The following is an 18,710-nucleotide window of genomic DNA, read 5'->3' as shown; positions in this document are numbered from 1 at the left end:
ACAATCTTATAGCCAGTTATTTACTGGTCTTGATTGCTCGTGTTTTTAATATTTCATTCTCTTGCAGAGTCTTTTGAAGCAAGATTAAAAGTTTTATCTCGCTTCTTTTTAATTCTTATTATTTGCTAGCCAAAGCTCCCATTGGATCCCACGGAGCAAGTACTTTTGGTTCTGCTTCATAAGCAGCTAATTCTTCAGCCGTTAAAAATTCTTTGCGGACAACGATTTGATAAGTGTATTCGTCCATCCAGTCATCACTGGCAACAAAATAACCTTTGTCTCCAACTTTATCTCCCCAAGAATTTTCCACTTTCCATTTTGTTGATTTTCCATTTTCATCCAAATCAACACCCGTCAAGACCATAGCATGGGTCATGAGACTTTCGCTGTAATCCAAACGTCCCGCTTTATCTTGTGTCAATTCAATATCCATGCTTGATGTGAAATCGTACATATCGTTAACCATAACGCCTGCTTTGCGGTTGCTAGATTGACCGACATCAGAACCAAACCAAACAGTTTCTCCAGCCTGCATTTGAGCAATAGCCAGCTCTTTCAAACGCTCCATATTAACATTCAAATAACGGACATCGCGCGCTCCTACGACATTTCCTAACATCTCAACAGTGTAAGATTTACCGTACGGTTTGTCAGTTGTAGGAGCATTGATGATTGAAACGTAATCATCTAATTGAAGATCCACGTATTTTTTGTAAAATGCTTGTGGTGTTAAGCCATTTTCACTGTGGAAATTGTTGTCTTTATCACGATAAGCAAAATCAAAAGTACGAGGTGGAAGTCCAAGTGACATTGCTAAGAAATTAAAGATTTCTTGCAAAAGCTCTTCTTTCTTAGCTTGGACAGCTACTGTGTCTGCTCCACTAGTAACCAAGTCACGCAAGATTTGTGCATCTTGACGGAGTAATTTATTGAGATATTGGTTGAGCTCACGACTATTGCTAGATGAAATGGATTCTGGGTAAACTGATTTTGGAACAACTCCATATTTTTCAAAAAGTGCCACAACCATATCCCATTGTCCGCCGTCTTGTTGAGGCGTATCTAAGAGGAATTTCACTTTGCGGCTAGTTAAGTCTTGGTCAGCTGTTGCTAAGACTTGCTCTAAGAACCAGTTGGATTTTTCATATTTATCCCAAAAGAATGTATGTGCTTGCGACAATTCAAATTCTTCCAATTGAAAGCCTGCAATCATTTTATGACGGAAAGTATTGAGTGCTGCAAACATCCAGCAACGTCCAGATGCTTTTTGATTGCTGACTTTATCTTTGGTTAAGTCAATAGAAAACACAGGATTGTTTTCAATCGCACTGCTGCGCTTTTCAAGCGATGTTAATAAACCATTGTGGCTAACTGCATTTTCAATTGCAGCATACTTAGCAGTTGCTTCATAATTTGCATATAATTTATCTGTAAATTGTTGATCTATAGAATTCATAGATGCCTCCTTCTAATTCTAAACACTATTATAGCTTATTTTCAAAATTCTTCAAACAAAAAGTTAGGCGCACCTAACTTTTTGTTATACAACTAATTTTAGTAGTCTTCGTATTCTAAAAAACGTGAGTCAGAACAATTCTCCTGCTTATTTCCAAAAATCATCGAAGATTGTAATCGGCAAATGGCGTTTATGCTCCCCTTTATGCCACCAAGATTCAATCCTTGCTTTTGTTTGGTCAGAAATGGTCTTACCTTCCAAATAGTCATCAATTTCGTTATAAGTGACACCGAGAGCGACTTCATCTGCAATGCCTGGCTTTTCTTCTTCCAGATCCGCAGTCGGTACTTTCTCATAGAGGGCAGGATCAGCGCCCAAGGCAGCCAACAGTTGCTTACCTTGCCGTTTATTGAGACGATAAAGGGGCAGAATGTCTGCACCACCATCACCAAATTTCGTAAAGAATCCTGTGACGTTTTCTGCGGCATGATCCGTTCCAACCACTGCTCCTTTATAAGAGCCCGCTAAAGCGTATTGCGCAATCATGCGACTACGAGCTTTAATATTGCCTTTATTGAAGTCTGAGACAATTGCTCCTGTAGCCTCAACCGCTTTTGTCATAGCGTCTGCACTTTCTTTGATGTTAACTACAAGGCTGACATCTGGTTGGATAAAAGCGAGCGCTCTTTGGGCATCAGCTTCGTCAGCCTGCACTCCATATGGTAAACGTACTGCGATAAATTGATAGCTAGCATCGCCAGTCTCAGCTCGCATTTCCTCTATTGCTAATTGCGCCAAACGTCCTGCTAAAGTGGAATCTTGTCCGCCCGAAATTCCCAAAACATAGGTTTTCAAAAAGGAATGTTTTTTTAAATAATCCTTTAAAAAATCAATGGATTTACGGATTTCTTCTTGTGGATCAATGACAGGTTTCACACCTAATTGCTGAACAATCGTTTCCTGTAAGGTCATTTTGTTTCTCCCATTTGGCTTGCTTTTTTGCGCATTTGATCAATCAAATCCACCTTATCTTGCCATACATCACGTGCCAAATCCACAGGATAATCTTGTGGATTGAGGACACGTTTGTATTCGTCCCACAACTTGTCAAATTCCTTGCGAGCATATTGTTGGATTTCTGTTAAGGTTGGCAATTCATAGACAAGTTGGCCTTGTTTAAAGATATCAACCAAAAGAGGCACTGCATCAAAATTTGTCACTGTTTTATTGATATAAGTGTAAGTTGGGTGGAACATTTCTAACTCGGCAATAGCATTTACATCTACGCCGTCATAAGTAATATAGTCTCCTTCTGACTTGCCCTTTGCACGGCTAGTAATCCGCCAAACTTGTTTTTTACCCGGTGTTGATACTTTTTCCACATTATTAGAGAGCTTAATCGTATTACGCAAATTACCATGTTCATCTTCAATAGCCACAATCTTATAAACGGCTCCCAGTGCTGGTTGGTCATAAGCCGTGATGAGCTTAGTTCCAACGCCCCACACATCAATCTTTGCCTTTTGCATTTTTAAGTTGAGGATTGTATTTTCATCCAAGTCGTTAGAAGCGTAGATTTTGGCATTTGGAAAACCAGCTTCATCCAGTTGCTGCCGGACTTTTTTAGAAATATAAGCCAAGTCACCTGAATCAATCCGCACTCCAAGGAAATTGATTTTATCCCCCATTTCACGCGCTACTTGAATCGCTGCAGGAACACCGAGGCGGAATGTATCATAGGTATCCACCAAGAAAACACAGTCATGGTGCGTTTCAGCATACGCCTTAAAAGCTTCATAGTCATTTCCATAGACTTGGACGAGAGCATGAGCATGCGTTCCTAAGACTGGAATATCAAAGAGCTTTCCAGCACGAACATTACTGGTTCCATTTGCTCCACCAATCACTGCCGCACGAGTTCCCCAGATAGCCGCATCCATTTCCTGTGCTCGGCGTGTACCAAATTCCATTAAAGGCTCATCTTCGATGACTGAGCGAATCCGAGCTGCTTTTGTCGCTACCAAGGTTTGATAGTTGACAATGTTTAATAAGGCAGTTTCCACTAATTGACATTGAGCAAGAGGACCTTCTACTTGAACAATGGGTTCATTGGCAAAGACCAAATCTCCCTCTTGTGCAGACCGCACTGTTAATTCCAATTTCAAATTTGCCAAATAGTCTAAAAATTCTTCATCATAGCCAAGAGAACGAAGATAGGCAATATCACTATCTGAAAATGTCAAATGATTTAAATAATGAACCATCCGCTCCAAGCCAGCAAAAACAGCATAGCCACTATGAAAGGGCTCTTTCCGAAAATAAACTTCAAAAACAGCACGTTTATTATGAATATTTCTTCTAAAATAAACTTGCATCATGTTAATTTGATACAAATCCGTATGCAAGGTTAAACTATCATCTGGATACATAACGACTCCTTGTAAGATGTATTTTCACTTATTATACCACAAATCAAAAGAACAAGAGGAATTCTTGTCCAACTTTAGGTGTTTAAACAGCTATTCTAAGTTTTCTGTTGTATTGCGCTGTTTAAATTTTCAGTTTTAAAACATCTTAAAAACCAAGGTGCATTTGGAACAACTTTAAAAAAGTCGCAAATTTATCCTTGGTTTTATTATATTATTATTTATCTTTAAATTTCAATTGGCTATAAATACCAAATACAAGTATCCAAATAGCTGAACCGATTGCTCCTACAACGGTTGATTTTTGTAAAAAGAGGGTTATAAATACAAAGGCAAAGAAGAGCAAAGTAAGAGGATTGAGAAACTTATAGGCTGGCATTAGATAGCCATCTGCCATAAATTCTTTTGATTTTCTGTATTTCAGGTGAGCAATCATAGTGAGTGCATAGATAGCAATATAAACTCCTGATGAAGAAGCAGTAATCAAAGCAAAGGAGTCTGATACTCCTGGTAACACCTGAATAAAAGCAGCTAATGCAATCACTACCGCTGAGGTCAAAATAGCGTTTTGCGGAACATTTTGTCTGGATAATTTCCCAGCACCGATTCCATTCAAAAAGCGATTAGGTGAATCATGTGCAATTTGATACAAATGACGCCCAGTCGAATACAAGGTAGAGTTCAAAGCTGAAGCAGCTGAAGTCAATACGACAAAGTTAATCAAAGCTGCAGCCCATTTAAGGCCTGCCAACTTGAAAACAATCACAAAGGGGGAATCTGTGGTTGCTAAATCCCGCCAAGGGATAATCGCCATAATTGCAAGCAAAGAGCCACCGTAGAAAAGAACGATCCGCAAGGGGATTTCTTTAATAGCCTTTGGCAATACCTGCCGAGGATTTGCCGTTTCAGACGTTGTGATTCCAATAAATTCAATAGCTTGATAAGCAAAGAAGACCATTTGAAAGCCCATGACAAAACTCATAAAACCATTAGGAAATAATTGGAAATTTTGACTGATATTGCTGATGCTGGCTACACCATTGGGCGTTTTAAAGCCTGTCAACACCATAAAAATCGCTGTCACAATCAAAGCAATAATCGCTACAATCTTGACCATGGCAAACCAAAATTCAACTTCACCAAAAACTCGGACTGCAATCAGATTGACCATACTCAAAACAGCAAGGAAGACGATTTGAATCAGCCATGCCGGCCAAGTCGGAAACCAAAATTGGACATATTGTGCAACTGCCGTGATTTCTGCCATACCGATAAAAATGAGAGAAATCCAATAGGACCAACCGGAAAAATAGCCCCAGCCATTCCCAAGATACTTGGTAATGAAGTTGATAAATGTGTGCTGGTCTGGATCATAATACAACATCTCTCCAATCGCCCGCATCATCAAATACATAAAGACGCCGGTCAACATGTAAATGAGGATAATAGATGGCCCTGTCAAACTAATCGAACGTCCTGCTCCCAAAAAGAGCCCCGTTCCAATTGTCCCAGCAATAGCAATGATTTGGACATGACGATTTTTTAAGCCACGTTCCATTTTATTCTTATTATTTTCAGAATTCTTTTCACTCATACGAAGCCTCCTTTTCACATGAACTTTTCCATTGTACCACAATTCTGATAATTTCACTAGTCATTTATGAGGGCACGAGAATTGAACAAATCAAAAGAACCTTTTCCTTTCCTAATTCTCCAATGCATCACTGTATTTTTATTAAACAAAAAGAAGCTGGGATGAAAGTCTCCAGCTCCAATGTATATAGTACAATAAACCAGCGACGCAATAGCTGATTGCTCAAAGCACGTCTTTGAGGTGGCAAATAGGACTTGCGAAGCAAGTTCGAAAGAATGCCTTTGTCAAATACTTCGTTTTTTATCCACAACCTAAACAGTCTGAGAGACTACTGAGAAGCCTTGCGTGGCTGAGACTATGAATTAAAAATTTTCAAGACGATTTTGGTCTTTCGCTCTAAAAATTCTCTGTGATATACTTGTAGACTTCTTGCCCTGCGACTGCCCCGTCACCAACAGCTGTCGTTACTTGGCGAAGGTCTTTTTCGCGAGCATCTCCAATAGCATAGATGCCAGAAATAGCCGTTTCCATATGATTATCGGTTACAATCCAGCCTGCTTCATTGGTAATGCCCAAATATTTGGCAAACTCACTAACTGGGTCTAAACCAACATAAATAAAGACACCGCCAAATTTACGCTCCGACACTTCACCTGTTTTGACATTCTCTACCACAATGCTGCTAACGCGGTTGTCACCTTTGATTTCTTTTACCACTGAGTCCCAGATAAAATGAATCTTTTCATTGGCAAATGCACGTTCTTGCAGTAACTTTTGGGCTCGCAATTCATCACGCCGATGAACAATGGTCACCGTTTTTGCAAAACGAGTCAAAAAGATCGCTTCTTCTACCGCAGAGTCGCCTCCACCCACGACAAGTAGGTCTTCATCTCGGAAAAAGGCGCCGTCACAGACTGCACAATAAGAAACCCCACGGCTGTTTAATTCTTCTTCACCAGGTACTCCTAGATGACGGTGAAAGGCACCAGTCGCAATAATAAGTGTCTTCGTTTCAAAAACCTCATCTTCTGTAAAGACTTTTTTTATTGCTCCTTGATCTTCGATTTTTTCAACAGAGCCAAACAAATGCTCCACTCCCAAATTTTCGAGCGGTTCAAACATTTTTTCGGCTAGCTCTGGACCACTGATATTAGCATAACCGGGATAATTTTCAATATCTGAGGTATTGTTCATTTGGCCACCGGGGATGCCTCTTTCTAAAAGACCAACTTTGAGATTACTTCTAGCAGCATAAAGCGCAGCTGTCATGCCTGCTGGTCCAGCTCCAATAATAATTGTGTCGTACATAAAATTTACTTCCTTTATTGTAATCACTGTTATTCTAACGTTATTAAGCTCTTTTTTCAAACATTATGCTCTGAGGATAAGCAGAATCCCCATCATTGCAAAGGATAAAATCGGAATCGTCATCACTGCAATCAATAGCATATCATACAGATGAGCTTGTCGCTCTTTGATTGTTTTATCAACACGTCGAACAGCACGAAGCCCAATCCATAATCCGAGAAAACTCCCCACCAATAGCGCCGTAATCAGTAAACTCTCTAGATAGAGTAAAAAAACTTGAGACAGCATAGCCACTCCCCTATTTCATAACTTTATAATTGAAGGCATTCAAAACAAATGCCGCAAACTTGAAAATAAACCCAGCTAGCAAGGCCAACTGGGCTTCTTTTTCTATTATATCAAATATATGTCCGTTTGTAACTGGCAAAAAATTCTTTTGTGCGTTCTTCTTTAGGGCGGTTCATTATTTCATCAGGAGTGCCTGTTTCGATAATGTGTCCCTTATCCAAAAACAGCACTTTATCTGCCACTTGCGAAACAAAAGACATGTCATGGCTGACTAAAATCATGGTCTGACCAGCCTTGGCTGCATCTGCAATGGATTTTTCAACTTCCCCTACCAATTCAGGATCAAGTGCTGATGTTGGCTCGTCTAAAAGCAGAACATCTGGCTTCATCGCAAGCGCACGCGCCAAAGCAACACGCTGTTTTTGTCCACCTGACAAATGACGCGGATAGTGATTTTCACGGTCTGACAGACCAACTTTTGCCAATTCTTCTTTGGCAAGACTCGTTGCTTCTTGGTCTGAGAATTTTTTTACAATCAATAAACCTTCTTTGACATTGTCCAAAGCCGTTCGGCGCTCAAAGAGATTAAACTGCTGAAACACCATAGCTAACTTTCGTCGCAAGGTTAGGATTTCTTCCTTGCTAATCTTAGAAAAATCGACAGTAAAATCATCAATGGCAATCGTGCCGCTGTCCGGCTGTTCCAGATAATTCAAGCTGCGTAAGAAAGTAGATTTTCCCGCACCAGATGAGCCAATTAAAGCAACTACTTCTCCTTTTTGAATCTCTAAACTAAGATTGTTTAAAACCATTTGTCCAGAAAAGGATTTGCTGAGATTTGAAATACGAATCATTATCGAACATCTCCTTTCGCCTGTATTTGTGGATTGAGATTATCAGGCACTTCAATCGCCATTCTCTTTTCGATAAACCGCCCAAGTGCTTCAATCACAATATTCACGCCCCAATAGACAAGAGCAACTGAGATAAAGCGCTCAAAGTAACGGTAATCTGCACCACCCAAAATCTGCGCTTGAGCAAAAATCTCAACAACTCCTGCACTAAAAGCCAGAGAAGTTCCCTTGGTCAAGCCAATCAAAGAGTTAATCAAGGTCGGTGTGGCAACCACAGCTGCATTGGGGATAATAACACGGCGGTAAACCTGTCCGTTTGTCATTCCCAAACTACGAGCTGCTTCAATTTCTCCAGCATCAACAGACAAAATCGCCGCTCGAATGGTTTCACTAGCGTAAGCCGCTTCATTAAAAGCAAAAGCTACAATGGCAAATAGATAGGCTGGAATAGCATTGATATTCAGGCCCGTTCCAAATCGCAAGTTGATGGCCTTCAGAAGCAAAGGAATCCCATAATAAGTCAGCATGAGCTGAACAAGCACTGGTGTCCCTCGCAAGAAACTAACGAAAAAAGCCTGCAAAGGATACAAAACTTTCACACGGTTGATTTTGACAATAGCAAAAATAAGAGCCAAAATCAAGCCAAAAAAAGCTCCTCCCAAAGTCAATAGCAAAGTTGTCGGTAATTTTTCAATAATTCTGGGTAGTCCGTCAAACACAGATCGCCAGCTAAAAAGCTGTCCGTCTGGAATCTTCTGAACCAATTCTTGATACCAATTAGAGGCTAAAATCACTGTTGTAACAATCATAGTAACTTCCCTTTCTCGATAATGTCTAATTCTATCACAATTTTTTTATTTTACCAATTATTTGCTACGATAAAAATAGACTAGCAAGACTAGTCTATCACATTCATTCTCTAAAGAATAATTGTTTTTATTTATGGGAGTGATAAAGAAATTTTAAGACTAAAACTGTTGACGTTTGGCTTTTCTTTCTGCACGACCGCGTGCTCGATTTTCAGCTCGCTTCGTTTTTCGACGTTTTTCATTGACAGCCCACTGGATTTTCTTCTTATAGCCCGGTTTGATTTTCTTCTTTTTCTTTTTAACCAGACCAATCATTTCCGTATCCAATTTTTCCTGCGTTTTTTCACGATTGGCACGACGATCGCGGTCATAGGTATCTTGAAATTCTCCGTTTTTAATCATCTTGGGAATGAAGTGAATGCCCAATTTTTCTAGCTCACGAATATCTGAATCATCGCTCGGTTGATAAAGTGTAATGGCTGTTCCCGGTAGACCATTTCTGCCAGTTCGTCCCACTCGGTGAACGAAGAAGGACAAATCTTGCGGAATCGCATCATTGATGACATGACTAACGCCTTCAATATCAATTCCCCGCGCAGCTAAATCTGTCGCAACAATGTATTCAAAATCTAGGTTCTTCACCTGATTCATAATCCGTTTTCGCTCCCGCGGTGCAATATCCCCATGAATCTTTGCCACTTTGAGACCTTGCGCTGTCAGATAGCTATGCAATTCATCCGCTCGTGTCTTAGTATTGACAAAAATCATAGCTAGATAAGGCTGTAGGAGTTGTGTGATTTTATAAATTTGCGCATTCTTATCACGTCCTTTTGTTGAAATCAGCCAATTTTCAATAGTATCTGAAATAACCGTTTTGATTTTGATTTGCTCAATGACCGGGTTGGATAGATATTTTTTTAAAAATGGCTGCAATTTTTGCGGAATGGTCGCAGAAAAGACTAGAAATTGCAAATCCTTCGGCAAACTGGATGCAATCTTATCCACCGTCATTAAAAATCCCATATCAAGTGTCATATCAGCTTCGTCAACGACAAAAGTATGCGCCTTATGAATGACTAAGTCACCAGATTCAACCAAATCATAAATACGTCCCGGCGTACCAATGACAATGTGCGGCTGACTGGAACTCAATTTCCCAATCTGACGATTTTTATCAGTTCCACCAACGTAATGAGCCACTCGGATTTCTTTATCAGAAAAAGCAGCAATTTGACGCGCAGCCTGATAAATCTGCCTAGCCAGCTCACGACTAGGGGCGGTAATGACAACCTGAACACTATCTGCATCTTCATTCAGCTTTTGAAAAATCGGCAGTAAGAAAGTGTGGGTTTTCCCTGAACCTGTTTTGGACTCTCCCACCAAGTCACGACCAGCAAGCACAACCGGAATGAGTTTTTCCTGGACTTCTGTCGCCTCAACAAAGTTCAAATCCTTGAGTGCCTCTTGGATATAATCTTTAAACTTAAATTCTGTAAATTTCATGTTTTCCTCTATTCGTCTCTTATCCTATCTATTATACCAGAACTTGCTTTAAAAATAAAAATGAATCATGTTTTTCTCTTCTTATTTCCTCCCTTTTCTATGAAGCTCTCCTTATTTTATGATACAATAATAATAAGTTTACAAAAAAGGGATGACCATGAAAAAATTTATTATTACTCTTGTAACGACTCTCTTGATCTTCCTAGCTCCTACAGCTTTAGCGGACAACTTTGAAGTAGGTGCTAAGCATGCTATCGCAGTTGACGTTGCAACCGGAAAAATTTTGTATGAAAAAGATGCTAATCAGCCAGTTGAAATTGCTTCTATTACTAAACTACTAACAGCCTATTTAGTCTATGAAGCGATTCATCAAGGAAAATTCACTTTACAAACTTCAGTAGATATTTCTGACTACCCTTATCAACTAACCGTTAATCCAGATGCCAGTAACGTTCCTTTGGAAGCTAGAAAATATACTGTCGAAGAACTGTTAGAAACTTCTTTAATAGCAAGTGCCAATAGCCCCGCGATTGCCTTAGCTGAAAAAGTCGCTGGCAGTGAGAAAAAATTTGTTGACTTGATGAAAGCTAAATTGCAGCAATGGGGAATCAAAGATGCTACTATCGTTAATGCTTCTGGGCTGAATAATTCTGTTTTAGGAGAAGAACATATTTATCCTGGTTCGGGAAAAGAAGACGAAAATAAAATGAGCGCCCACGATGTTGCCATTATTGCTCGGCGTTTAATCCTTGATTACCCAGAAGTTCTAGAAATCACCCAAAAAGCTACGTCTAACTTTGCAGGCATGACGCTTACATCGTCCAACCACATGCTCAAAAACATGCCCGCCTTTCGAGCGGGAGTAGATGGCCTCAAGACTGGAACTTCTGATAAAGGAGGCTCTTCCTTTGTCGGAACAATCCAGCAAAGAGGGATGCGTTTGATTACGGTTCTCCTCAATGTTGATCATGCAGATGAGGATGAGAATGCCCGCTTTACGGCTACCTCTAGATTTATGACCTATATTTATCAACAATTCACAGTCCAAACTCTTGTGAAAAAAGGCGAAGCCTACAATAAAAGCTCTGCCCGCGTCATTAACGGGAAAAAAGATGAAGTCACTGCTGTTGCTAGTGAAAAACTCACCATTGTGCGGAGATACAATCATAAAAAACCGACTGTCCATTTTTCAACTGATAAAAACGGTTATCCCACTCCTTTAAAAAAGGGTGTCGTTGTTGGGAAATTGACCTATACTGATAATGATTTGATTGGAAAAGGCTATCTTGACAAGCAACCACCAACTATTTCCATGCTTTCAGCAGAGAAAATTGGTCGTCCTTTCTTCCTCAAATCATGGTGGAATGAATTCGTCCAATATGTCAATGAAAAATTATAAACGAGCGAAATAAAATCAGTATTCGTAGATGCTTGATTTCATCGTTCATCTCCGCATAGCTCGAAAGACTTGAGGAACCTTTTACAGTTGGAAAGCAAATGTAACTTGATGACAAAATGGGCTGTAAAAGTTGATATAGCAACATATTATAGCTCATTCAATAGTAATTGGGAATGTGACAAAACTCAAAATCAAAAATTTTTAGTTTGTAGTCTCATTCCCACAAGGTTGCTCAACAGCCTGAGAGACTGTCGAGGTGGCAGATAAAGAAAACAAAGTTTTCGTCAAAAGTACTCTTCCAAGCTTGAAAAGCGAATCGCCTTGAGACTTGCTTTTCAAGCTCTATCCGTAACCTCAATGCTGTGCTTTGAGCAATTAGCTACTGCATCTGTAATGCTAACGATATAAACAAAGAAAGCTGAGCACTTTTGTCTCAGCTTATTTATTTTAGCTTCATTTACTCAACTTTTCAGAATTTCCAGCTTCCTCAATCGCCTTTTTAAGAGCGTTCCAACCTAAGGTTGAGCATTTGATGCGTTGAGGGAACTTAGCAACACCAGCTAAAAAAGCTGCGTCTCCTAGCTCTTGTTGCTGCTTATCTTCCTTACCTTGAACCATTTGGGAGAAAATTTCTGCCAAAGCTAGCGCTTCTTCCTTCGTCCTCCCTAGGACTACATCCGTCATCATACTGGCTGAAGCTGTAGAAATACTGCAGCCAGAATTCACAAAGGCAATATCTTCAATCACGCCCTGCTCATCAAATTGAACCGACAAGCTGATGACATCACCGCACGTAGGATTGTTGAGACTAACTTGTTCTACGCCCTCCAATCGACCTTGATGATGAGGGTGAGCTGAATGGTCCGTCACAACTGCTTTATAAAGGCTATTTAGTTTAGAAAGTGCCATTGAAAAACTCCTTTGTTTTCTGCAAAGCTTCAACAAGCTTATCACAATCGGCTTTGGTATTATACAGATAAAAGCTAGCCCGAACAGTTGCTGCTACTCCTAGGTAACTCAACAAAGGTTGAGCACAGTGATGTCCAGCCCGTACAGCCACGCCTTCATAGTCCAGAGCTGTTGCTACATCATGAGGGTGAAGCCCAGCTAGATTAAAAGAAATAACACCCGACCGCTGAGTCAAGTCCTCCGAACCATAAATGGTAAGCCCCTCAACAGCTTGTAATTTTGGAAATGCGTAAGCTATCAATTCTTGCTCATACTGATGAACTGTTTCCATTCCAATCTTGTCCAGATAGTCAATGGCGGCAGCTAGACCTATAGCACCAGCTATATTGGGTGTGCCTGCTTCAGACTTCCAAGGCAACTCTTTCCATGTCGCTTCTTGTTCATAGACAAAATCAATCATTTCCCCACCAAATTCGACAGGCGACATTCGCTCAAGTAGCTCTTCTTTGCCATAGAGAACACCGATACCAGTCGGACCTAGCATCTTGTGACCTGAAAATGCAAAGAAATCAACGTCCAAGTCTTGTACATCAATCTTCATGTGAGGGACTGATTGAGCTCCGTCCACCACTAAAAGAGCATTTGCCTGATGCACTAAGTCTGCTATTTCTTTTATGGGATTCACCACACCTAGTACATTAGAAACATGCGCCAAAGCAACAAATCGCGTCTTTTCAGTCAATTTCGACCGAAAGTCAGCGAGATCTAACATGCCGTCTTTCAGATAAGCATAAATCAATCTAGCACCTGTCTTCTTACAGGCTTCCTGCCAAGGAATGATATTGGAATGATGTTCCATAACGGAAATCAGCACTTCGTCACCTGGCTGCAAGACATTTTCAGCATAGCGCGCCACCCAATTGAGACTAGTCGTCGTTCCTCTCGTAAAGAGAACTTCTTTCGTCGAAGCGGCATGGATAAAGGAGCGCACTCGTTCCCGCGCAGCTTCATAAGCTGCCGTTGCCCGTTCTGCTAGTGTGTGAACACCACGATGAACATTGGCATTGTCTTTTTCGTAATAAGCTGCAATCGCCTCTAATATCTGCGTAGGCTTTTGGGTTGTAGCCGCATTGTCCAAATAAACCAAAGGCTCATCATTGACGATTTGATCCAAAATTGGAAAATCCCTCCGAAGGATTTCTACATCAAGTTTAGACATTTCTTTTCCTATCTTTTATTTCTTAGCCAAAATTTCATCAATATTTTCAATCATCTCAGCACGGACTTCTTTAACTGGAATTTCAACAATAACAGATCCTAAGAATCCACGCACGACCAATCGTTCTGCAGTTGCCTTATCCAGTCCCCGACTCATGAGATAGTACATATCTTCTGGATCTACCTGACCGATAGAAGCCGCATGCCCTGCTGTGACATCATTTTCATCAATCAAAAGAATAGGATTGGCATCTGAACGTGCTTGATCAGATAGCATCAGTACTCGACTTTCCTGTTGAGCATCTGCTCCCTTAGCTCCCTTAATAATGTGTCCAATACCATTGAAGGTCAAAGTTCCCTTTTCCAAAATAACTCCATGTTGGAGGATATTGCCGATTGAATTGCAACCGTAGTTGGTGACGCGACTGTCAATCCCTTGTATCTGTCTACCACGAGAGAGAGCCACCACTTTCATATCCGCATGACTGCCACGACCAAACAAATCACTGTCAAAATCAGCAATCACATTGCCTTCATTCATGACTCCGATTGCCCAGTCAATCATTGAATCATCGTCCAACTTGCCCCGACGACTGATATAAGCTGTCACATTTTCCCCCAGACGGTCAATAGCTGAGAACTTAATCTGAGCACCAGCCTGTGCAATCACTTCCACCGTGATATTCGCAGTCACGGGAACAGTCCCAGAGCCATAAGTCTCCAGACGCTCCAAATAGGTAAACTTGGCATGCTTCCCTGCAATAATCAGAATATGCTTGTTAAATGGCACATCACTTTCACTGTCTTGGTAAAAAATGCCTTCAATAGGCTGATTAATTTCAACATTATCCGGAATATATAGCACCGCTCCACTATTGAAATAAGCTGTATGATAAGCTGCTAGCTTATCTTCGTCATATTTAACAGCAGACATAAAATGTTTCTCAATGATTTCTGGAATTTCCTCAAGAGCAGAATAAAAGTCTGTGAAGACAACGCCCTGCTCCGCTAAGTCAGCCGGCAATTGCTCTAAAACAGTCTGCGTCCCAACCTGAACCAATGTCAAATGGTCATTCAGTGCTGTAAAATCAGGCACATTTGCAAGAGCCTCACTTTCTGACAGCGTGCCGTCTCCCAAATTCCAACGATGAAATTTCACACGCTCAATAACAGGCAGTTCCAACTTATCTATTTTATCAAAAGCAGCTTGACGGAGATTTGCCAACCACTCAGGCTCCGCATGCATTTGTGAAAAATGTTTAATGGTTTCTTTTGTCATTTCATTCTCCTATCTTTTTCAAGCAAAAAGAAGGGGTCACTAAACTTCTTCTTGGTAATCAAAACCAAGTTCTTCAGCTAATTTGGCATAGCCTTCCTGCTCTAAACGAACAGCTAATTCCGGACCACCAGAAGCAACTACACGCCCATCCATCATGATATGGACCACATCAGGCGTAATATAATTCAACAGACGTTGATAGTGCGTAATAATCATAGCACCAAAATGTTCACCACGCATAGCATTGACGCCCTTAGACACCACTTTCAGTGCATCAATATCTAGTCCAGAGTCAATTTCGTCCAGTAACGCAAAGGTTGGTTCCAACATCAATAACTGCAAGATTTCATTACGTTTCTTCTCACCACCAGAAAAACCTTCATTCAGATAACGTTCTGCCATTTCTTCTTTCATATTGAGCAGTTCCATTTTTTCATCCAATTTCATGATAAAATCACGGATAGAGATTTTTTCATCATCTTCTTTACCTGCATTCATGGCTGCACGCAAAAATTCTGCATTGGTAATACCTGGAATTTCACTTGGGTACTGCATAGCAAGAAAAAGCCCCATGCGAGCTCGTTCGTCCACATCCAGTTCTAAAATATTGACACCGTCAAAGAGAACTTCTCCTTTGGTTACCTCGTAATTTGGATTTCCCATAATCGCTGCTGATAAGGTGGATTTCCCTGTCCCATTTGGACCCATAATGGCGGCAATTTCTCCTGTTTTAAGAGTCAGATTGACTCCCTTTAAGATTTTCTTTCCTTCAATTTCTACATGGAGGTCTTTGATTTCTAACACAGACATGGCAAACTTTCCTTTCTTTGTAACCATTCATTTACCTTATAAGTATAGCAAAAAAAAGCCAAAAAGGCTTTTATTTTGTTTAAGTGCGAGTTTACTTCTTTTTTCTATTTCTGAACTTTGTTCGGATTTCTTCCCGATAAGCAGAATTTCCGATAAAACGAAGGATATTGAGTAGCGGTGTTCGATTTGGCCCCAAAACACCAATTAGTTCTACCAAAAGTTCCACTCCAAAAAGTAGTCCAATAATTAACAGTGTCCCACCGATACGGCTCGAAACATTTAGCAAAAGAGAAATCATGGCAAAAATCATAGAAATGCCATAAATAACCAAGACTGTCCCACGATGTGTTAAGCCCAAGGATAACAGCCGATGATGAAGATGTCGCTTATCTGGTGTGTAAAACTTTTGCCCAGATAAAGTTCTACGGACAATCGCTAAAAAGGTATCTGTAATCGGCACACCCAGAATAATCATCGGAGTAATCACAGCAACAGCTGTTGCATTCTTCAAACCTTGAAGTGATAAAACCGCAATCATAAAACCGATAAACAGCGCTCCTGTATCTCCTAGATAAATAATAGCTGGATGATAATTATAAGGGAAAAAGCCTGCAATAGACATGACCAAGACGAAAATAGTTAAGGTTAGAAAAACATTGTGATCTGGCAAGAAAAAGTAGGAAACAATCCCCATTGTCACCAGCGAAATAATGGATACACCACTCACTAATCCGTCCAACCCGTCAATCAAATTAACAGCATTGGTAATCGAAATAATCCAGATAACGGTTAAGATGAAAGACAACCAAGGAGCAAAGTGCAGCAGCGGCCCACCAAAAGGAATTTTAAAATGATTCAAACGGAAATCCGTCAATAGCCAAATCAAACTGGCAGCTAACACAATTCCTGACATCTTGGCTAAGGGCTTCAACTCTTTTACATCGTCAATCAATCCTGTCAGAGCAATGATTCCGCCTCCTAAGACAACAGGCCAAATATAATCAAAATAACTTTTTCCATGAAAGGTCGCCTGTACAATCATCGGCATAAAAACAAGCGTAGCAACCGAAAAAGCAATGACAATGGCTAAACCGCCACTGCTTGGCATCGGTTTTTTATTGATTCTCCGAGCATTTGGATAATCAACTGCGCCTATCTTAAATGCTAATAGACGCACCAAAGGTGTGAGAATCACACCAATGAAAAAGGTTCCAAGCAACACCAAAATGAATTTTAAAGGGAAGGGAATCATAAGCATTTAACCTTTTTAAGACTGGCAACCGCCTCGTTGACAAGCAATAAGTAACCGTGCTCTTGCAAAACAGCTCTTGTCACATCCGTGTCTTCTGCATGCTCACGCATCAAAGCCAGAAGCCAAGCCGGATAACGCTTTGGATGCCCTTCAATATCAACCAAGATTGTCAAATAATAATGGTCGTCCATTTTGTACAACTCCGAAGTGTTAACAGTATAATCTACTGTCTTAGAAAAAACAATCGCTTCTTTCAGGCTGGAAAATTTCAAAATGTAATAGATATATTTTTGCGTTAGCTCGTCACTATTTTCATCTTGTTCTTCCGTATCAGAAGTGCTTGTGTTATCGTCTGCTTCCGCCGTTTCCAAAGAACGAACAGCCTCCATATCGTCTTTACTTTTCTCAAAAATATTTTTTTCTAATGTCTTTAAAAATTCATCAGGAGACATTTGAGACAGCTCTTCTACATCTGGCAAATCCGCCAAATCCTCGAAGTTCAGATTCTTATCAATCTTAGACTTGGTGACAAACACGTCCAGTCGGTCTGGTTTAGGAGTTACACGAAAACTGAGCATACCGCTATCCAAAAAACTCTCTGGCATTTCCAACTCATCTAAAATTGCATAGAAAAACTCTTCTGTCTTTTCTTGCGGAACAAGAAAATCTGCCATCTCCATTCCATGTTCTTCTAAATCTTCTAATTTTATTGTGATCTTAATCGTTGTATCACTAATTTGCTTCATTTCCATAGCATTACCTCATACTTCTAGTCTTTTTATTATACTAAAATTTCGGATTTTTTACAAAAAATAGATAGCCTTTGTCTTCTTTTGCAATTCAAACTTCTAAGAGACATTTTGCCTCAAGAACTTTTGAACTTCAAAATAACAAAAAGCGCCCACTAGAGCGATTTTTATCTATTTTGTCCCCTCTCGAGGTAATATAGGTTACCAACAAGCGGTGCGCAAACGTAATGTAGAAGGAAAAGCAGTTTCCGTCCCCTCTCGAGGTAATATAGGTTACTAACAAAATAGAGGTTCGATAAATGGCGACGAGATCTGAGTTTCCGTCCCCTCTCGAGGTAATATAGGTTACTAACCCGTTCGCGATATTACATCAAGTGTTGATTTTGCGAGTTTCCGTCCCCTCTCGAGGTAATATAGGTTACTAACAAGTCGTAACAGAAGATGACGTGCCGCCCGTTACAGGTTTCCGTCCCCTCTCGAGGTAATATAGGTTACTAACAAGCATATTGAGTGATTTCACATTGTACCCACGAAGAGTTTCCGTCCCCTCTCGAGGTAATATAGGTTACTAACGAAAGGTTTGATTCGAAGATGTGACCTTCAATGTGTTTCCGTCCCCTCTCGAGGTAATATAGGTTACTAACTTGTCTGGTGATCTAATCTATGCGGGCGTAACTTATGTTTCCGTCCCCTCTCGAGGTAATATAGGTTACTAACTTTCCGAATTCACAATACATTAGAGTAAATCTCTAGTTTCCGTCCCCTCTCGAGGTAATATAGGTTACTAACAAATCTAATTAACAATGATATGAACGTTCTATTTAGTTTCCGTCCCCTCTCGAGGTAATATAGGTTA

At 40.3% G+C, this 18,710-nt stretch carries 16 protein-coding genes and 1 CRISPR repeat array; of the genes, 1 reads left to right on the top strand and 15 read right to left on the bottom strand.

Features of this window, described 5'->3' with window-relative positions; genetic code table 11:
• Positions 1-118: 118 nt before the first annotated feature.
• From pepC to HMPREF2984_RS07220, 9 genes are all read right to left on the bottom strand, one after another.
• Positions 119-1,456 carry an aminopeptidase C gene (gene pepC, locus HMPREF2984_RS07260; protein WP_003028426.1) on the bottom strand — a complete coding sequence of 446 codons (1,338 nt, stop codon included), beginning with the start codon at positions 1,454-1,456 and terminating at the stop codon, positions 119-121.
• Positions 1,457-1,603: 147 nt separating this feature from the next.
• Entirely contained in the window at positions 1,604-2,428 is an 825-nt protein-coding gene (gene nadE, locus HMPREF2984_RS07255) for an ammonia-dependent NAD(+) synthetase (protein ID WP_003043513.1), read from the bottom strand.
• Positions 2,425-3,885 carry a nicotinate phosphoribosyltransferase gene (locus tag HMPREF2984_RS07250; protein WP_070670905.1) on the bottom strand — a complete coding sequence of 487 codons (1,461 nt, stop codon included), beginning with the start codon at positions 3,883-3,885 and terminating at the stop codon, positions 2,425-2,427. Before HMPREF2984_RS07250 ends, nadE begins: the two co-directional genes overlap by 4 nt.
• Before the next feature lie 214 nt (positions 3,886-4,099).
• On the bottom strand, positions 4,100-5,476 hold the full coding sequence (locus HMPREF2984_RS07245; protein ID WP_021001312.1) for an amino acid permease: 1,377 nt from the start codon (positions 5,474-5,476) through the stop codon (positions 4,100-4,102).
• A gap of 396 nt (positions 5,477-5,872) precedes the next feature.
• Positions 5,873-6,784 (bottom strand): thioredoxin-disulfide reductase, encoded by a 912-nt coding sequence (gene trxB / locus HMPREF2984_RS07240; protein WP_059221112.1) that lies wholly within the window; start codon positions 6,782-6,784, stop codon positions 5,873-5,875.
• Between the two features lie 63 nt (positions 6,785-6,847).
• Complete coding sequence (locus tag HMPREF2984_RS07235) at positions 6,848-7,072, bottom strand: DUF4059 family protein (RefSeq protein ID WP_003028431.1); 225 nt, start codon at positions 7,070-7,072, stop codon at positions 6,848-6,850.
• A 110-nt stretch (positions 7,073-7,182) separates the two neighbouring features.
• Complete coding sequence (locus tag HMPREF2984_RS07230) at positions 7,183-7,926, bottom strand: amino acid ABC transporter ATP-binding protein (RefSeq protein ID WP_049533534.1); 744 nt, start codon at positions 7,924-7,926, stop codon at positions 7,183-7,185.
• Positions 7,926-8,735 (bottom strand): amino acid ABC transporter permease, encoded by an 810-nt coding sequence (locus HMPREF2984_RS07225; RefSeq protein WP_059221113.1) that lies wholly within the window; start codon positions 8,733-8,735, stop codon positions 7,926-7,928. Before HMPREF2984_RS07225 ends, HMPREF2984_RS07230 begins: the two co-directional genes overlap by 1 nt.
• Before the next feature lie 159 nt (positions 8,736-8,894).
• Complete coding sequence (locus HMPREF2984_RS07220) at positions 8,895-10,238, bottom strand: DEAD/DEAH box helicase (RefSeq protein WP_003028436.1); 1,344 nt, start codon at positions 10,236-10,238, stop codon at positions 8,895-8,897.
• 157 nt (positions 10,239-10,395) lie between these two features.
• Here HMPREF2984_RS07220 and pbp3 point away from each other — a divergent pair, with 157 nt between their 5' ends.
• Positions 10,396-11,637, top strand: a complete 1,242-nt coding sequence (gene pbp3, locus HMPREF2984_RS07215) for a D-alanyl-D-alanine carboxypeptidase PBP3 (RefSeq protein ID WP_070670903.1) — start codon at positions 10,396-10,398, stop codon at positions 11,635-11,637.
• Between the two features lie 453 nt (positions 11,638-12,090).
• Here the strand turns inward: pbp3 and sufU are convergent, their stop codons facing one another.
• The 6 genes from sufU to mecA form a co-directional block, all read right to left on the bottom strand.
• On the bottom strand, positions 12,091-12,546 hold the full coding sequence (gene sufU / locus HMPREF2984_RS07210; protein WP_003028438.1) for a Fe-S cluster assembly sulfur transfer protein SufU: 456 nt from the start codon (positions 12,544-12,546) through the stop codon (positions 12,091-12,093).
• Positions 12,533-13,765, bottom strand: a complete 1,233-nt coding sequence (locus HMPREF2984_RS07205; protein WP_059221119.1) for a cysteine desulfurase — start codon at positions 13,763-13,765, stop codon at positions 12,533-12,535. The genes sufU and HMPREF2984_RS07205 overlap by 14 nt, the downstream gene beginning before the upstream one ends.
• Before the next feature lie 15 nt (positions 13,766-13,780).
• Positions 13,781-15,043, bottom strand: a complete 1,263-nt coding sequence (sufD, locus tag HMPREF2984_RS07200) for a Fe-S cluster assembly protein SufD (protein ID WP_059221121.1) — start codon at positions 15,041-15,043, stop codon at positions 13,781-13,783.
• A 39-nt stretch (positions 15,044-15,082) separates the two neighbouring features.
• Positions 15,083-15,853 carry a Fe-S cluster assembly ATPase SufC gene (gene sufC / locus HMPREF2984_RS07195; protein ID WP_037567398.1) on the bottom strand — a complete coding sequence of 257 codons (771 nt, stop codon included), beginning with the start codon at positions 15,851-15,853 and terminating at the stop codon, positions 15,083-15,085.
• Positions 15,854-15,944: 91 nt separating this feature from the next.
• The gene (locus HMPREF2984_RS07190; protein ID WP_003028442.1) at positions 15,945-17,111 is read right to left on the bottom strand and encodes a glycosyltransferase family 4 protein; all 1,167 of its coding nucleotides are present in this window, start codon (positions 17,109-17,111) and stop codon (positions 15,945-15,947) included.
• Positions 17,102-17,857 carry an adaptor protein MecA gene (mecA, locus tag HMPREF2984_RS07185; protein WP_070670901.1) on the bottom strand — a complete coding sequence of 252 codons (756 nt, stop codon included), beginning with the start codon at positions 17,855-17,857 and terminating at the stop codon, positions 17,102-17,104. Before mecA ends, HMPREF2984_RS07190 begins: the two co-directional genes overlap by 10 nt.
• A gap of 169 nt (positions 17,858-18,026) precedes the next feature.
• A CRISPR array of direct repeats spans positions 18,027-18,710; the repeat unit is 32 nt; unit sequence GTTTCCGTCCCCTCTCGAGGTAATATAGGTTA.

This window comes from Streptococcus sp. HMSC066E07, assembly GCF_001814695.1.
GTDB lineage: Bacteria > Bacillota > Bacilli > Lactobacillales > Streptococcaceae > Streptococcus > Streptococcus hominis.
Note: the sequence above shows the minus strand (reverse complement) of the source record. Positions and strands in the feature narration are given on the sequence as shown.

What these genes read in the sequence shown, in the direction of transcription:
- HMPREF2984_RS07225 (WP_059221113.1), bottom strand. Translation starts at nt 8,735, where the DNA reads ATGATTGTTACAACAGTGATTTTAGCCTCTAATTGGTATCAAGAATTG.
- pbp3 (WP_070670903.1), top strand. Translation starts at nt 10,396, where the DNA reads ATGAAAAAATTTATTATTACTCTTGTAACGACTCTCTTGATCTTCCTA.
- sufU (WP_003028438.1), bottom strand. Translation starts at nt 12,546, where the DNA reads ATGGCACTTTCTAAACTAAATAGCCTTTATAAAGCAGTTGTGACGGAC.
- HMPREF2984_RS07220 (WP_003028436.1), bottom strand. Translation starts at nt 10,238, where the DNA reads ATGAAATTTACAGAATTTAAGTTTAAAGATTATATCCAAGAGGCACTC.
- HMPREF2984_RS07235 (WP_003028431.1), bottom strand. Translation starts at nt 7,072, where the DNA reads ATGCTGTCTCAAGTTTTTTTACTCTATCTAGAGAGTTTACTGATTACG.
- HMPREF2984_RS07245 (WP_021001312.1), bottom strand. Translation starts at nt 5,476, where the DNA reads ATGAGTGAAAAGAATTCTGAAAATAATAAGAATAAAATGGAACGTGGC.
- sufD (WP_059221121.1), bottom strand. Translation starts at nt 15,043, where the DNA reads ATGACAAAAGAAACCATTAAACATTTTTCACAAATGCATGCGGAGCCT.
- sufC (WP_037567398.1), bottom strand. Translation starts at nt 15,853, where the DNA reads ATGTCTGTGTTAGAAATCAAAGACCTCCATGTAGAAATTGAAGGAAAG.
- HMPREF2984_RS07250 (WP_070670905.1), bottom strand. Translation starts at nt 3,885, where the DNA reads ATGTATCCAGATGATAGTTTAACCTTGCATACGGATTTGTATCAAATT.
- HMPREF2984_RS07205 (WP_059221119.1), bottom strand. Translation starts at nt 13,765, where the DNA reads ATGTCTAAACTTGATGTAGAAATCCTTCGGAGGGATTTTCCAATTTTG.
- trxB (WP_059221112.1), bottom strand. Translation starts at nt 6,784, where the DNA reads ATGTACGACACAATTATTATTGGAGCTGGACCAGCAGGCATGACAGCT.
- pepC (WP_003028426.1), bottom strand. Translation starts at nt 1,456, where the DNA reads ATGAATTCTATAGATCAACAATTTACAGATAAATTATATGCAAATTAT.
- HMPREF2984_RS07190 (WP_003028442.1), bottom strand. Translation starts at nt 17,111, where the DNA reads ATGCTTATGATTCCCTTCCCTTTAAAATTCATTTTGGTGTTGCTTGGA.
- nadE (WP_003043513.1), bottom strand. Translation starts at nt 2,428, where the DNA reads ATGACCTTACAGGAAACGATTGTTCAGCAATTAGGTGTGAAACCTGTC.
- HMPREF2984_RS07230 (WP_049533534.1), bottom strand. Translation starts at nt 7,926, where the DNA reads ATGATTCGTATTTCAAATCTCAGCAAATCCTTTTCTGGACAAATGGTT.
- mecA (WP_070670901.1), bottom strand. Translation starts at nt 17,857, where the DNA reads ATGGAAATGAAGCAAATTAGTGATACAACGATTAAGATCACAATAAAA.